The organism is Corynebacterium sp. HS2168-gen11 (genome assembly GCF_024834075.1).
In the GTDB taxonomy this organism is placed as follows: Bacteria; Actinomycetota; Actinomycetes; order Mycobacteriales; family Mycobacteriaceae; genus Corynebacterium.
The window spans coordinates 14,116-28,600 of sequence record NZ_JANUXR010000007.1; the positions used below are offsets into that span (position 1 = coordinate 14,116).

Genomic DNA, 14,485 nt, shown 5'->3' on the forward strand with positions numbered 1-14,485 from the left:
CACGTGGATTTTAGTGTAGATCTTATTGTCGACCTGTGCATAGCTGTAGCCGTGTGCTTGAGCGTGTACTTAGGTTGGCGTCAAGGCGCGTTTGCGTCAATTTTGTCGATGATCGGTGTGCTAGCTGGATTGATCTGTGGTGCTGCGGTTGCGCCATTGATGATGTCTTTGACTGAGCACGTTGCCTTAAGGTTTTTGCTGGCGCTTGGAGTGATGGTCATGCTCGTGGGTGTTGGCAATCTCATTGGTGGGGCATTAGGCGCGAACGTGCGTGAACAGATGAAATGGCGTCAAAGTCTAGTGCTGGATTCTATTGCCGGTGCGATGTTTCAGGCATTCGCGACGTTGACTGTTTTGTGGTTGGTCTCAATTCCAGTGGTGACAGGCTTACCAGGCCCATTAGCGCAAGGTATTCAAAGTTCTCGGGTGTTGGGATTTGTTGATCGCGCGGTGCCGACCAAGCTGGGTGAGTTTCCGGCAAAAATTTCGGCCATGCTTTCCGACTCTGGCTTACCACCGCTGATCTCGCCATTTAACCGCCACGATAATATTGCTGTGGCAGCGCCTGCCATTGAAGTTGAAGACGTGGCCTTAATAGAAAGATTGCGTCCAGCCGTGGTGCACGTGGTTGGCTCAGCTCCAACCTGCGCCAAGCGCCTCATGGGCTCTGGTTTCGTGGTTGATAATCATCACGTGATTACGAATGCTCACGTTGTGGCAGGTACCGATGAGGTTTCGTTAGAAAGCGTGGTGGGTACGTTCCCTGCTGAGGTTGTGTTCTATGATCCACAACTTGATATTGCGGTGCTGTACGCCAAGGACATGAATATTCCGCCATTGCCGTGGGCAACTCGACCTGCCACAAGTGGACAAGATGCGGTCGTGATGGGATTCCCAGCTGGTGGACCGTTTGAAGCAGCGCCGGCACGCGTGCGTGAATCGTTGCTAATTTCAGGTACGGACATTTATGCGCAAGGCCGTATTGAGCGTGAAGCGTATACGGTGCGCGGCACAATTCGGCAAGGCAATTCTGGCGGTCCGATGATTAACCTGCAAGGCGAAGTTATCGGCGTGGTCTTTGGTGCCGATGCTCATCAAAATTCAGATATTGGCTATGCACTTACTGCAGAATCTGTGCAAGCAGCCATTGGCGATTTGAGCGCGTTGACGCAGCCAGTTGGCACGAAGGAATGCATTGTGCATTCATAAACGAGCTGCGCCTTGTGAGGCCTGCGCCGTTTTTTAGGCTTGTGCGCCGTTTTCAGCAGTGTGCGCTGCCATGAAGGTGTGAAGCGCCTGGCAAAACGCAATGGGATTTTCCAGATGCGGCCGAAGATTCGTCTCTGGCAGACGTATCTGCTGGCAATCGGGTGCGCGGCGTTGTAATGCACGAAATAACAGATTAGTGTGCGCTGCCGGCGACTGGAACTGCAACACTGGTTGCACGAGATTGGCGTGCTGCCATTTGGCTGGGACCGTGGCAAATGCAAGCTTGACGACCTTCAGCATAGCTTGCGGCACATGCGAAATCGAGGCTGCTTGCACGCGACGCTCAAGGTTGATCTGATAGGCCTGGCTCATGTGAAACTGTTCAGTGGTGACTCGTCGCAGATTACATTGAATCAACTTTGGCCATGGCAGTACTGTGCCGCCGACGACAGCAGGGCTGATATAGGACACACAGGCGCTGCGCCAGTGGCGTCGTAAAGCCCACGGGTGTCGCAGCATAAGTGCTCGTAGATCGCTTGGGTGGCCGCCGTCGCTGAAGCTTATCGACGCCACCACGTTCGGATAAGCGGTTGCAAGTAGCACGGCCAGATGAGCACCCACCCCACTGCCGTACACATGCGCATGATCGTAGCCTAAGGTCCGGATTGCACCTGCGAGATCACCAACGATGTGGCGGACGGAATAGCCGTGCGGCGGCTTATCTGACATGCCATAACCACGCAGGTCAAGGGCGACGGCGTGCCATCCTTGAGCGGCGAGCGGGGCAAGAATATCGGCATAGTCGGCCCAGCAGGTTAATGCGTCGTGAAGGAAAAGGACGAGCGGGTGTTGCGGGTTTCCAGCACTCACTGCGTGTAGGCGGATGCCACGCGTATGAAGATCGCGGTGGGTGAACTCACCCTCATACGCGACGACACTTGGTGGTGAATCGGGGAACACGAGAATCCTTGATGCAGTGAAGTATGAAAATAATGACATGCACGCAGATGGTGCTGAGAAAATGAAAGACCCTCGTGCAAACACAACGAGGGTACAGTGCAATGTGATGGACGAGCGATTAACTGAACATCCCTGTTGACTTCGAGTCGAGAGCTTTCTTAGCTTTACCTGGGACTAGTGTTTTCAGTTCGGAAACAGAGTTGATCGTTTTCTTTGGGGAACTGATCTTCTTGAGCTTGCGAACACCAACAATGACCAGCAGGACTGCGAACACCAGCATGCCGAGGAAGACGATTAAGAACGCTGCCCAGCGTGGCAACCAAATGCTGAGCAATTCTGCAGCGAAGAAAAAGAAGAAGAAGGAGCTATATAGCGCGATCACGCCAGCAACGGCAAAGAGGCCGCCACCGAGGACGCCTTTTTTCACCTCGCCACCGATTTCAGCTTTTGCGAGTTCGATTTCAGAACGTACTAACAGGGAAATCTGTTCGGTAGCGTTACCGACCAATTCACCAATGGATCCTTGGGTTGAAGAATCGACATCGGACAGAGGAATAGAGTTCACCTTTGCGTCAAAAGTTTCCGGGGTGTCGGTGAACATGCCATTGTCGTTACTCACGTGAGTGTTCCTTTTCCAATATTTAAAACGAGTTACTCTTTATCGTGCCATGAATTGTACAAAAATGGGAATAAACTTAAGTGTTTGTTGCAAATTTGTTGTAGAGAAGCTGTATTCTCGCTGGAATAATGCATAACTATGATCAATCTTTCACCCAAACAGAACGAGCGAGAACACTGCGCGAGGTTGTTTCTGACATTCACAGTGTTCATCGACTTCCCGTGAATCTGCGTGACGCAGGTGCGACAAGCTCGGCATCAATTGCGCGTGCCGCAGTGATTATGGCGCAGATTGAGAAGCAGAAGGTGAGCCAAGAAGCGTCGTTAAGCGCATGGAGTGTGCTTGCCCCACATAGTCGTGAGCAGACCGCGCGATTGTTTCGACGCGCACCTATGCAGCTGATTGCACGGTTAGACGTACTTTTAGGTGGGAACGGGCAACCGGCAGGGCCAGCACAAGCGAAACGGCTGATGGCGCTCGGACGCGAAATACAACAGCAGCGCGTGAGTGATGCGGCGTTGGTGGTGATGGTGCATTACGAGATTGCGCAAGGAAACCTATTAGGGGAACAGCGGAGTCGAAATATTGGGGCGATCTGCGGCAGAATTGCGGCGATGGCGACCGGTTTTGATCCGAAGAATCTGTGTGTGCCAGAAATCTATATTCCGCGACATGCGCAGGAGTATGCGGCGTGTATGGACAACTACGAGCCAGAGATGTTTAGTGATTTTTGGTTGGCGGCCATGCGAGCGGGAGCCCAAGAAGCGCGTGGTATTGCGCAGGTCGTGGGTTTATCGTGAGGAATTGTTGATTGTTGGTGAGGTGTATCGGACGCGCCGGGGCGGTTGGATGCTGGGGAGTGGGGCGTGACGACGCTGTTGGGCACGGGTGCGCCGGGTAGTGAGCGCGCCGGGGCAGTTGGGTTAGGACGTGAGCGCGCCGGGATCACTGGAAGTCTCGCGCGGTACATCACACAAGACGATCAGTAGCAGCGCAGCCTAGGCGGATGTTGGAGGGCGTTTCAGCCACCACATCGTAGCAGCGGTAAGTGCAGCAAGACCGGCAATTACACCAGTGCCGACAGTAAGATCTCGGCTGCTTGGCAAGGTAATCAGCGGCACAGGGTTGCGGAAGGAACGAATCTCAAAACCGTGCTCTTGGGCGTATTTGCGAAGTGCGCGGTCGGGATTGACCGCAACTGGGTGCGCAACGGCTTCTAGCATGGGGAGATCGGTGATCGAATCGGAATAGGCGTAGCTTTGCTGCAAGTCGTAGCCACGTTCAATGGCGAGGTGTTGGAGAGCCGTCGCTTTGGCTTCACCTTTGCAATAAAACTCAATCTCGCCAGTGAACTTTCCGTCCTTTTCGCTCAAAATTGTGCCGATAACGGTGGTCACACCAAGTTCTTCAGCGATTGGGGCGATGATGACGGTTGCAGAAGCGGAGACGATAATGACGTCGTGCCCTAACGTGAGATGTCCTTGAATGAGCTCACGTGCTTCGGCATAAATCGTGGGAGTGACAGTAGTTGATAACGCTTCTCTGGCAATTTGAGAAATCTGTGCAACGTCCCAGCCTCGGATTATGGCGGCGAGCTGGTCGCGGGTGTTGTCGAGTTGTTCGCTGGTGTGACCCGTGAACATGTAGGAGGCTTTGGCTAATGATAAATAGAGGGCCGTGGTTGGGGAAATGAGGCCAGAGTTGAGAAATTCTTTGCCGTATACGTAGGCCGACGAAGTGGCGATGATGGTTTTGTCTAGATCGAAAAATGCAGCTACGGTGCTGTTTTTGCGCGCCAAACTGGTCTTGGGAGCATTGTGTGTGCGTGGTTGCACAGCGTGTGTGGGCTGATGCCGTGATGAATGCTGGGGTTGGTGTGCAGGTGAGTGACTCATGGATGAATATGCCTCATATCGCTGTAGTCTTCTTCCTTAAGTGTAGAGCCTGCTACCCGAAAGAGGGGGATTTGCAATTATTTTTTCAAAACTCTTGCATGAAGAGCAGAAAGTGTGTGATACTTTTGGTGTATGGCCCCTTAATTTGTGTGGCCTATATCAACTGATACCCCTCAGTTGATCGCGACCCGTGTCCCCCCACCCCCTGTGACACGGGTCGCTTGCATATCTGCCTCAGGTGACGGCGTCGAGCAATAATGACCTCTAAATGAAGGCATGTAGTTGCTGTTTATGCGGATACCGCGGTGCTCGCTCGACGCATCCAATATAACGCGCTGCCTAGGGGGCTGTGCGACGATAGATGAGCATGCATTCCTTAGGCTTTGCGACGCCATTCCAGCGGATGGCTGTGCTTCGGGAATATAGTTTGCGGGCGCGGCGATGTTTTTCACGATCGTGCTGTTCTTGGTTGTGATCTGTGGCGATTTGTTGCCTCTGCAGCAAACCATTTAGCAGGTATCTTGCAGGTATGCAAGGGAAAGAGCGAATTTTTCCAAAGTTGTGGATAACTGTGAGAAGAATGTAATGCGAGTTACAAAAACTCGCGATAATTCCACAGATTCAAAATTATTTTTGAAGTTCAGTGGAACTGCAGATAACTCTCGTTCACAATCTGGGCATGCAACATTTCCACCTTCTTGTCGCAGTTTCAGATCCAGTGGTACATGCAGAGATTATCGCCTTAGCTGCGGCCACCGGATACGAAGTTTTGGATACTACGGATCCACGCGTACTTCAACGCCACGTTGCACATGCGCGTGTGTGTATTAGTGATGCCGCAATTGCTCCGTATTTAGCACGAATTGCCCCCAATACCTCGCTATTTGTGGTCTATGCAGATACGCACACAATCGACTGGCAACAAGTCGTGCAATGGCATGCGCAAAATGCGTACCTGATTCCGCGGCAAACACAAGATCTCTTACATGACATCAGTACAGTAACGGGGCAACGGTTAGTACATCGTGACCACGGACAAGGTACTGCCATCATGGTAACCGGTGCAGTTGGTGGATGCGGTGCTTCTACTGTTGCGGCAGCGTTGAGTTTATATTGCGCACAAGAGCATCCCACAGTGCTGGTCGACGCTGACCCGCATTCGGCAGGACTCGACTTATGCATCGGCATAGAAGAAACCGTCGGCGTGCGGTGGAGTGATGTGAATTTTCGATCAGGTGAACTTGTGGCTCAAGAACTGTATGAATCTTTACCAAGAACCACCACTGGATTGGCAGTGCTTTCTCCCTCACGCGTACTTGCAAATACTGGGCTGAGCGTGGAATCCGTCAGCATGGCTATTCGTGCACTTCAAGAACGCTACACCGTGGTAGTTGACGTACCACGATATGCCGATTATCGCGTACAACTTGCTGAACTTGCAGATCAACTGGTGCTGGTTACACCAGTGGAAGTACATGCTGCAGCAGCTTGCGCACAATTGGGACAGCAATTGCAACGGTTTGGTGTGCGTCGCGATGTAGTTGCCAGACATCGTGGCTGGTCAGGATTAAGAATTGCTGATCTCACGCGGTTGGTGGGATGGCATGTTACAGGTGAAATATTTCAAGACCTGGCACTTGCGAAACGCATCGAAACTACCGGTTTAGCAGCAGCTGGATTTAGCAAATTACCAAAAAGTATGCGCACCTGCGTGCAAGCATTACGCATGGAACAGGATGCAGCATGAAATACGACGAACGCGTGCAAGAGATCCTTGAGTACCTGCAGCATGCGATTGCCGCTGGTGAGTTACGTGAGTCTGATCCACAAGCAATAGCAGCTGCTATTCGGAAAAAGTCGGCGACTGTTTTAAGTGATGTGGAAGTGTTACGGATCTTGCGCAAATTGCGTCACGACGTGCAAGGTGTGGGTATTCTGGAACCCATTTTTAGTATCCCAGGATTAACTGATGTGGTTGTGAATGGGAAGGACCATATCTTTTATGATCGTGGCCAGGGGATGGAACGATTTCCTCTGCATTTTGAAACTGAAGAAGATGTGCGTCGACTAGCCACGCGATTGATCCTTTCTGCTGGTTCGCGCCTTGATGAATCGCAATGTTTTGCTAATGGCGTACTCGAACGCCTGGATGGGACAAATATTCGTATTCATGCCGTTTTGAGTCCACCGGCACAAGCAGGAACATGCTTGTCGTTGCGTGTGTTACGTCAAGTGAGCGTGTCGTTAGAGGAGTTAGCGCAGCAGCAGACATTTCAGCAGGACACAGTTGCACTATTACGCAGAATCATTGCAAAGCGGCATTCATTTTTGATCATTGGTGGTACTGGTAGCGGGAAAACCACGTTATTATCCGCCATGCTTGGAGAAGTACCTGCGCAAGAACGCTTGATTGTGTTAGAAGATACGGCTGAATTACAACCGAATCATCCGCATGTGCTGACAATGGTCACTCGAGGTGCAAATACTGAAGGTAAAGGTGCAATTGTTCTGTCGGATTTATTGCAGCAGTCACTGCGTATGCGACCTGATCGCATTATTGTTGGTGAGATTCGCGGTCCGGAAGTTATTGATTTGCTCACTGCATTAAATACCGGCCATGAAGGTTGTGCAGGTACATTGCATGCCAACGATGTGCGAGAAGTTCCAGCCCGCATTGAAGCATTAGCAGCTCTTGGAAATATGGGCCGAGAAACTGTCTTAGCGCAGCTTGCTGCTGCAGCACCCCTTATTCTCGTGATGAAACGTACTGCAACCGGACGTCGTTTACATCAAATTGGCATGATTGACTCATTTCCGCCGCAAGTACAAGTGGTGTGGAGTCATAAGACGGGACCAACATCGCAGCTTATGAAGGTGCTGGCATGATGACGGTAGGAATCGCAAGTTTGTTATGTGCAGCCGCTTTCATGATTTTGCAGCCACGCCAACTCTTACGACTGCACACTGTGCAACCAGCAGGTGCTGATACGCGGCATCGCAGCTTACAGCATGGTTTACAGTATGCGCAGGATCATTTCGGCATGATGTGCGCTGGTATTGCAGTGCTATTGGTGTGGGCGTATTCGGACAGTCTGGCAATTGCCGTCGCAACAACCCTGCTCTTACTGGCGATTGGTATCCGAATCCAAGCACATCATCAGCAAAAAGTTCAGCATCAACGTGAAACTATTGCAATGCAGGCCTTAAGCGTGATTGAAGGAGAATTATGTGCAGGCGCTTCCTTGGCAAAAGCATTAGAAGCTGGAGCACAGCATTGTCATCATGCACAATTGCAGGCGCTCTTGCGAGCGTGTGCATGGCGAAGTGCAACAGGAGTTTCACAGCCAGCTGCAGAATTAGCATGCAGTAATATCGCAGGATTTGCGCATCTTGCGCATGGACTTGCAATCGCACAACGACACGGCATTTCGCTGGCAGCATTAACGAAAGAAGTTCGTGCGCGAGTCGAAGCACAACAGCAGCATTACCGTAATGTTCATGCACATTTACAGGCAGCTACTGTTTCCTCTTGGATGCTAGCGGCGTTGCCTCTTGCAGGCATCGGTTTAGGATACGGCTTAGGCGTTGATGTGTTGTCGTTCCTATCCGGAACCACGTTAGGTGCAGTGATTCTTTGCGCTGGCCTGTGCCTTGAAGCACTTGGGTTGTTGTGGTCGCACAGAATTATTATGAAGGCCAGTTGAGATGACAGGCATATTAACAATGACAGGTATTGGCCTGCTTTCGCTTGCAACATTGTTGCCAACATATCCGTTGCATACACGGGTGCAGCCACGGAGTCGTGACGGGCCTACGATACTGCAACGTCTGCGTCCTGGCACACACACGCCGATTACGACTCAGTTGGACACTGCTGCCGATCTTGATCTGTTTGCAGTTTGTTTAGATGCTGGTTTAAGCCAAGCACATGCTGCAAGTGCAGTCGCAGAGCATGCAGCAATACCAGCATGGCAACAAGTCGCAGCGCTGCTACGAATGGGTATTGCCGATGAACGAGCTTGGCAAGCGATGCGTGAGGAGCCGACGCTTGCGGAACTGCTCATTGTTGTACGTCATTCGATGCATTCAGGAGCAGCACTTGCGACGAGCTGTCGCAGAATTGCAACAAATTTGCGCAGCACCGTTATGCACACAGGCCAAGAACAGGCGGAACGAGCAGGCGTATTTATCACGTTGCCACTGACACTGTGTTTTCTCCCCGCATTCATCCTGACAGGATTACTTCCGGTTGTGATGAGTATGGGACTGACAATTTTTGGTTCATAATGCAGTGTTTTTATATTTCCATCACTACCAAATATGAAGGAGTCAGCATGACCACCACTTTGACAATCAATCCAGATTCCCTTGCCGCTGCCACACAGCTCAGTACTCCAGAAACTGATCAACTACCAGCACATATCAACACCTCGAAGCTCGCTGCACGCATGGATGCTGCTTCGACCGATGTATGTCCGCTTCATGGACGAGAAGCTGCCATGACGCAAGCAAAAGGAGATACATTGACAGACGATCCAACGGGAATGATGCACGATGAATCAGCACAGAACGCTGAAATACTTGAACCAGAGCCGACATCTGCACAGATGCGCCACCCATTTTTCCAGCAGTGTCTTGCAAATATGCAGCGTTTTCATGAAGATGACGCAGGCATGACCACCATTGAATATGCCATGGGTGCGTTGGCGGCTGCAGCACTTGCCGGTGCATTATATCTGGTGGTTTCGTCTGGTGCAGTTTCAAATGCATTGGAAGCATTAATTACAAATGCACTCCAAAGCGGACCTGGCAAATAATCGATGTTTCAAAGATGATCAGTCAGTTGCGATCTTTGGAGAATGATCAAGGGTCGATCACCGTCGAAGCTGCACTGAGCTTAACTGCAGTTACCGTGGTTTTTAGTCTTATGTTGGCAGGATTTGTGACCGCTGGACGATACCTTTCAGCAATCGATGCTGCTGGTGCTGCGGCACGAGCGCATGTGATCGGAGTGTCATACGAACCAGACATTGGCACAGTGACCATCAGCGAACATGGCGAACTTGCTACAGCAACAGTACAAGTCAGCACACCAATTGGCACACTTCACGCAAGTAGTACCTTCGCACTTGAAACAGAAACTGGTACAGCACAGCCATGATTGACGATGATGAAGGATCAGCCAGTGTGTATGCAGCAGGGCTGATCTTCGTGATGGCCTTGATCAGCAGCATGCTGCTAATGATGCTACGCAATACCATTGACGTGCATGTGGCAACGAATGCCGCCAATCTCGGAGCAGTGGCAGGTGCCTACGCGTTCTACACAGACGTTGATGCATGCCACCAGGCAGAAAAAATTATTCAGCTGCATCAAGCAGCAATGGTGCAATGCACAATTGTTGATGAAGATGTTGTGGTAACTGTCCAGCTTCGACGTGCAACAGCACACGCTCGTGCAGGTCCACTGTAACGAGCATAGGTGCTGCGCATGAGTAGTGAGTGTGCGTGAGCGTGCGTAAAGTGGACTAGTAAAGTTCGCCTGCCTGCTGCAGCCTGGAACATAAGAGCTGCAAGATAGCAATAGCTCCTTGTTTATCCAAGGGGTTATTGCCATTGCCGCACTTTGGAGATTGCACACAAGAAGGGCAACCACTTTCACACGCACATGACTGTACCGCGTGATACGTTGCCTCTATCCACTGTGCAAATAATTGGTATCCGCGATCGGCAAAACCTGCACCACCAGGATGGCCATCGTAGACAAAGACTGTTGGTAATAAGGTGTCTGCATGAACTGCTGTCGAAACTCCGCCAATATCCCAGCGATCACAAGTGGCAAATAATGGTAGGAGTCCAATAGCGGCATGTTCAGCGGCATGTAGTGCACCTGGAATATCAACAATGCCAATTTCTGTGAGCAGTTGCGGATCAATGGTGTATGCAACTGCTCGTGTCTCAAGGGTTTGTTCTGGTAACTGCAGTGGTATCTGGGCAAGGATCGTGCCATCACTGCCTTTTTGGGTATAGCCGATCACTCGTTGTGTTAAGGCAACTGGAATATTGCTTACCCAAATACCAGGACCAAGGGCCAAACTGGCATCGGGCTCATCAATAATCGCAATATCAGTGACCGATTGTGAAAAGGTGAGATAATCAGGTGCTTCGGCATGCACAATGGCAATGTGCTCAGTGAGGTTCAGCTCATCGACAATATAGCTTTCGCCCAAATGCAGATAGACCGCGCCGGGATGTAATTGGCTACACGCTTGTGCGTAATCAACAGTGCCAAGGAGCCGGCCATCGCTACCGTCCACAATATTGATGGTATGCCCACTGCCACGCAAGCTGACATGTTGATGTGCTCCGCCTGCTTGGGTTGTAGGTTTTGCGTATAACAATGCACCACGTTTGCGCAGCAATCCGCGTTCAAGCATGCGATTGGCAAGTGTTTCAGCGCGTAGTGCTGCAACTTCGGTGAGTTGAAGGGGGAGCTCTAACGCTGCACAGAGCAGATGTCCACGCAAGATATATGGATTCGTAGGGTCGAACACAATGCTTTCAACTGGTCGTTCTAATAATGCTGCTGGGTGGTGGACGAGATAGGTATCAAGGGGTTCATCGCGAGCAATGAACATCACGATTGAGCTTTGGCCACGTCTGCCAGCGCGACCTGCCTGTTGCCAAAAACTTGCCAATGTTCCTGGGAAACCTGCACAAATGACAGCATCGAGACCGCCGACATCAATGCCCAGTTCTAAGGCATTGGTACTGGCAACGCCAAGTAATTCACCATTATCCAGACCACGTTCTAAGCGGCGACGGTCTTCAGCAAGATATCCTGCACGATAGGAGGCAATACGCGCACCAAGATCCATTCGTCCGTGGCTATGCAATAATTCTTTGCACTTTTGAGCCACAAGCTCGGCATTACGCCGTGAAGTAACAAAACTCAAGGTACGCGCACCTTCTGCGACTAAGGTGGCCATTGCATTGGCGGCTTCGGTGGTACTTGCACGACGTACTGGTGCGTCGTGTTCACCAGTGATACCTTCGACAAATCCTGGTTCCCAAAGTAAGACAGTGCGTGGTCCTTGGGGTGAGCCGTCTTCTGTAATTGCTTGCACAGGTTCACCGATGAGGTTTTCGGCATGCTGTGCTGGGTAGGTATTGGTAGCAGATGCGAAAATAACAGTCGGGTTGGCGCCATAATGGCGTGCAATGCGCAAAAAGCGACGCAGTACGAGGGAGACATGTGCACCGAATACGCCTCGATAGGTATGGCATTCGTCGATGACAAGGTAGTGCAGGTTGCGGAAAAAACGCTGCCAGCGCTGATGGTTCGGCAAAATGCCGGCATGTAGCATGTCTGGATTGCTCATCAAAAAGCGGCTCTGCTCGCGGATGATTTGGCGTGCTTCTACTGGAGTATCGCCATCATAGGGAGCTGGATGAATCGTGGCGTATTGTTCCAAGCCGTCGAGAAGCGAGCTGAGTGCAAGGAGTTGGTCATTGCCGAGTGCTTTGTTGGGTGTGAGATAGAGCGCTGTGGCGCGGGGCTGATTGCTCAGAGTGGTCAAAATGGGCAGGAGATAGCCTAAAGATTTACCTGAGGATGTGCCGGTAGCAATGATGCTATGGTGCTGGTTCCAGGCTGATTCGGCTAAGGCGACTTGGTGGCTATAGGGTTGCTGAATGCCACGGTCGATGAGGCGTTCGCGTAAGGTTGCCTCCACCCAGGTAGGCCATGGAAGATACTGCGCTTGACGTGGGGGAATGTGGCTTACGTGGGTGCATGTTGAATTGGTAAGTTCTTCAGTTAAGGTTTGCAGGAGTTCGTCGCCAAAGCGGTCGATCGCATGAGGTTGTGGTGATGGCGTCGCAGATGCCTGGCGAGAAGTCTGTGTTGAATCCATGCGGCGCTCGTCCTTTATCTGAAGCGTGAATATAATTGCTCGCGATCGGTAGGGTAGGTGAGCAGGGACACTACCGTCTTTCGCGTAAGTATGAGACACTGGTATGTAGGTCGTCTCTTAAGAATGTATCTTAGAGACTTTTTGCAACACGGTAGTGAAACCTTCCTTAAGACCAGCGGCAACGCGAATTAGGGGAGTCATTAATCGCCTAATCGCCGAAAGTGAGCGGGGCTTTATCCCAGTTCAAGACCAATTGAGTAAAAGTTGCTCGGTTCTTTTTCATCATATGAAGAACTGCTTAGGGTCTTTGGCTGCTTTCGGAAGATGCGCTGGCGATTCGGGCGCGTTGAGATCGTCCAGTGTAAGCCGGATATTTCAATGAGAAGCGATGCAACGCAAGAATTTAAGTTTTAAGGATGTATCACCATGGCTAAGGGCACTGTTAAGTGGTTCAACGCTGAAAAAGGCTTCGGCTTCATCTCCCCAGAAGATGGATCTGCTGATGTTTTCGTTCACTACTCTGAAATTCAAGGCAACGGTTTCCGTTCCCTCGAAGACAACCAGTATGTTGAATTCGAGATTGGTGAAGGCGACAAGGGTCCACAGGCGCTTGGCGTGAAAGCTCTCTAAAGTTTTCACCCCGATGTAAGTACGCATCAGAAAAATCCCTAGAATTATTGTTTCGTTTGAAGCAGTGATTCTGGGGTTTTTGCTTAGCGACGATCCTGATTACCCAAAGCCTTGATTGAAAAGTTTTTTGTATTAAAAATATCTAGCACATCCAGGTGAATATAAATAGTACTAGGTGACAGCGCTGTGCGTGGTGGTATATGACATCCATGTCAAAAGTGTGATATAGTTATTGATAGGTCATCGCCTAAGAATTATCTTAGAGATTTTTTGCAACACGGTAGTAAAACCTTCTTAATAACGGTTACGTTATTTTTTTTAGAAGCCTTTCATTTCCAAAGCGTCGAATTTGAGCAGAGTTATTTGCCCAAGGCCAATTTATAAAAGTGGCATCTTTATTGTTGATCTTCAAAGGTCAAGATATATGTTTCTCGAACATGCTCATTGGGCACAGTTGATGAACACATTCTGAATCAGGGACAAACACCTGATTGTTCAGAATGAGAAGATGCGACACAAAGTTTGAAGTTTTAAGGATATACAACATGGCTAAAGGCACTGTTAAATGGTTCAACGCTGAAAAAGGTTTCGGCTTCATCTCTCCAGAAGACGGCTCAGCTGACGTTTTCGTTCATTATTCCGAGATCGATAGCTCCGGCTACCGTTCCCTCGAAGAGAACCAGTACGTTGACTACGAAGTTGGCGAAGGCGCAAAGGGTCCACAGGCACTTGGCGTAAAAGTTGCCTAAGTTCATGGCTTATATGTGACATAGTCACAAATCAAATATCCCAGAGATGTTACTCATGATGAGTACATGCTCTGGGTTTTTGCTATGCAAAAGCGACGCATCAACGCAGACGTCGTGAAGCAAGATCATGGTTGAACTCCAAGCAAGCGTTCTATGAGGGCGCTGTGACGCGACTTGATGTGGATGACAAACATTATATGGATTTGGCATGCGGTGGAGGAGATGCGGCGTCGAGAAGCAGGCGAAGGAAACGTCAATGTTTGGTAGGTGGCGTTGTGCTGAGACACGACATATGGGGGTGGTTTTAGCTGCGAGTATCTTTCTGCGGCGAAGTGTGTCACACTTACAGGAGGTCGTCAGCGAGGAAATATTCTCGCAGACTTTTTGCAACATGGTAGTAAACCTTCTTCAAGCGGCAACGTTTTTTAGAATTTTGATTCCCTTGCCGCCAAAAGTGGACAGTTGTATAGCATTTCAGTCCAAGGCCATTTGAGTAAACGTTACGTGT

The 14,485-nt window shown here is 50.3% G+C and carries 15 protein-coding genes; 11 read left to right on the top strand and 4 right to left on the bottom strand.

What is annotated here, in order from left to right:
- The first annotated feature begins 3 nt into the window (after positions 1-3).
- Entirely contained in the window at positions 4-1,209 is a 1,206-nt protein-coding gene (locus NXS99_RS06150) for a MarP family serine protease (RefSeq protein WP_259287785.1), read from the top strand.
- A 33-nt stretch (positions 1,210-1,242) separates the two neighbouring features.
- Here the strand turns inward: NXS99_RS06150 and NXS99_RS06155 are convergent, their stop codons facing one another.
- Both NXS99_RS06155 and NXS99_RS06160 read right to left on the bottom strand, forming a co-directional pair.
- Complete coding sequence (locus NXS99_RS06155; protein ID WP_259287786.1) at positions 1,243-2,208, bottom strand: alpha/beta fold hydrolase; 966 nt, start codon at positions 2,206-2,208, stop codon at positions 1,243-1,245.
- 79 nt (positions 2,209-2,287) lie between these two features.
- Positions 2,288-2,788 carry a phage holin family protein gene (locus NXS99_RS06160; RefSeq protein WP_259287787.1) on the bottom strand — a complete coding sequence of 167 codons (501 nt, stop codon included), beginning with the start codon at positions 2,786-2,788 and terminating at the stop codon, positions 2,288-2,290.
- 221 nt (positions 2,789-3,009) lie between these two features.
- Between NXS99_RS06160 and NXS99_RS06165 the strand changes: the two genes are divergently transcribed.
- Positions 3,010-3,588, top strand: coding sequence for a hypothetical protein (locus NXS99_RS06165; protein WP_259287788.1), 579 nt, complete (start codon positions 3,010-3,012; stop codon positions 3,586-3,588).
- Positions 3,589-3,786: 198 nt separating this feature from the next.
- On the opposite strand, the gene NXS99_RS06170 is transcribed toward NXS99_RS06165, so the two are convergent.
- Positions 3,787-4,683, bottom strand: a complete 897-nt coding sequence (locus NXS99_RS06170) for an HAD family phosphatase (RefSeq protein ID WP_259287789.1) — start codon at positions 4,681-4,683, stop codon at positions 3,787-3,789.
- Positions 4,684-5,362: 679 nt separating this feature from the next.
- On the opposite strand from NXS99_RS06170, the gene ssd reads away from it, so the two are divergent.
- The 7 genes from ssd (at position 5,363) to NXS99_RS06205 (ending at position 10,155) form a co-directional block, all read left to right on the top strand.
- Complete coding sequence (ssd, locus tag NXS99_RS06175) at positions 5,363-6,430, top strand: septum site-determining protein Ssd (protein ID WP_259287790.1); 1,068 nt, start codon at positions 5,363-5,365, stop codon at positions 6,428-6,430.
- On the top strand, positions 6,427-7,569 hold the full coding sequence (locus NXS99_RS06180) for a TadA family conjugal transfer-associated ATPase (protein ID WP_259287791.1): 1,143 nt from the start codon (positions 6,427-6,429) through the stop codon (positions 7,567-7,569). Before ssd ends, NXS99_RS06180 begins: the two co-directional genes overlap by 4 nt.
- Complete coding sequence (locus NXS99_RS06185) at positions 7,566-8,387, top strand: type II secretion system F family protein (protein ID WP_259287792.1); 822 nt, start codon at positions 7,566-7,568, stop codon at positions 8,385-8,387. Before NXS99_RS06180 ends, NXS99_RS06185 begins: the two co-directional genes overlap by 4 nt.
- 1 nt (position 8,388) lies before the next feature.
- On the top strand, positions 8,389-8,970 hold the full coding sequence (locus NXS99_RS06190; RefSeq protein ID WP_259287793.1) for a type II secretion system F family protein: 582 nt from the start codon (positions 8,389-8,391) through the stop codon (positions 8,968-8,970).
- Positions 8,971-9,326: 356 nt separating this feature from the next.
- Positions 9,327-9,500, top strand: coding sequence for a DUF4244 domain-containing protein (locus NXS99_RS06195; RefSeq protein ID WP_259287895.1), 174 nt, complete (start codon positions 9,327-9,329; stop codon positions 9,498-9,500).
- 14 nt (positions 9,501-9,514) lie between these two features.
- Entirely contained in the window at positions 9,515-9,844 is a 330-nt protein-coding gene (locus NXS99_RS06200; RefSeq protein ID WP_259287794.1) for a hypothetical protein, read from the top strand.
- Positions 9,841-10,155 carry an Rv3654c family TadE-like protein gene (locus NXS99_RS06205; protein WP_259287795.1) on the top strand — a complete coding sequence of 105 codons (315 nt, stop codon included), beginning with the start codon at positions 9,841-9,843 and terminating at the stop codon, positions 10,153-10,155. The genes NXS99_RS06200 and NXS99_RS06205 overlap by 4 nt, the downstream gene beginning before the upstream one ends.
- 55 nt (positions 10,156-10,210) lie before the next feature.
- On the opposite strand, the gene NXS99_RS06210 is transcribed toward NXS99_RS06205, so the two are convergent.
- Positions 10,211-12,598 carry a Zn-binding domain-containing protein gene (locus tag NXS99_RS06210; RefSeq protein WP_259287796.1) on the bottom strand — a complete coding sequence of 796 codons (2,388 nt, stop codon included), beginning with the start codon at positions 12,596-12,598 and terminating at the stop codon, positions 10,211-10,213.
- A 426-nt stretch (positions 12,599-13,024) separates the two neighbouring features.
- On the opposite strand from NXS99_RS06210, the gene NXS99_RS06215 reads away from it, so the two are divergent.
- Together NXS99_RS06215 and NXS99_RS06220 are read left to right on the top strand one after the other, a co-directional pair.
- Complete coding sequence (locus NXS99_RS06215; protein ID WP_259287797.1) at positions 13,025-13,228, top strand: cold-shock protein; 204 nt, start codon at positions 13,025-13,027, stop codon at positions 13,226-13,228.
- A 545-nt stretch (positions 13,229-13,773) separates the two neighbouring features.
- The gene (locus tag NXS99_RS06220; RefSeq protein WP_259287798.1) at positions 13,774-13,977 is read left to right on the top strand and encodes a cold-shock protein; all 204 of its coding nucleotides are present in this window, start codon (positions 13,774-13,776) and stop codon (positions 13,975-13,977) included.
- Positions 13,978-14,485: the final 508 nt, after the last annotated feature.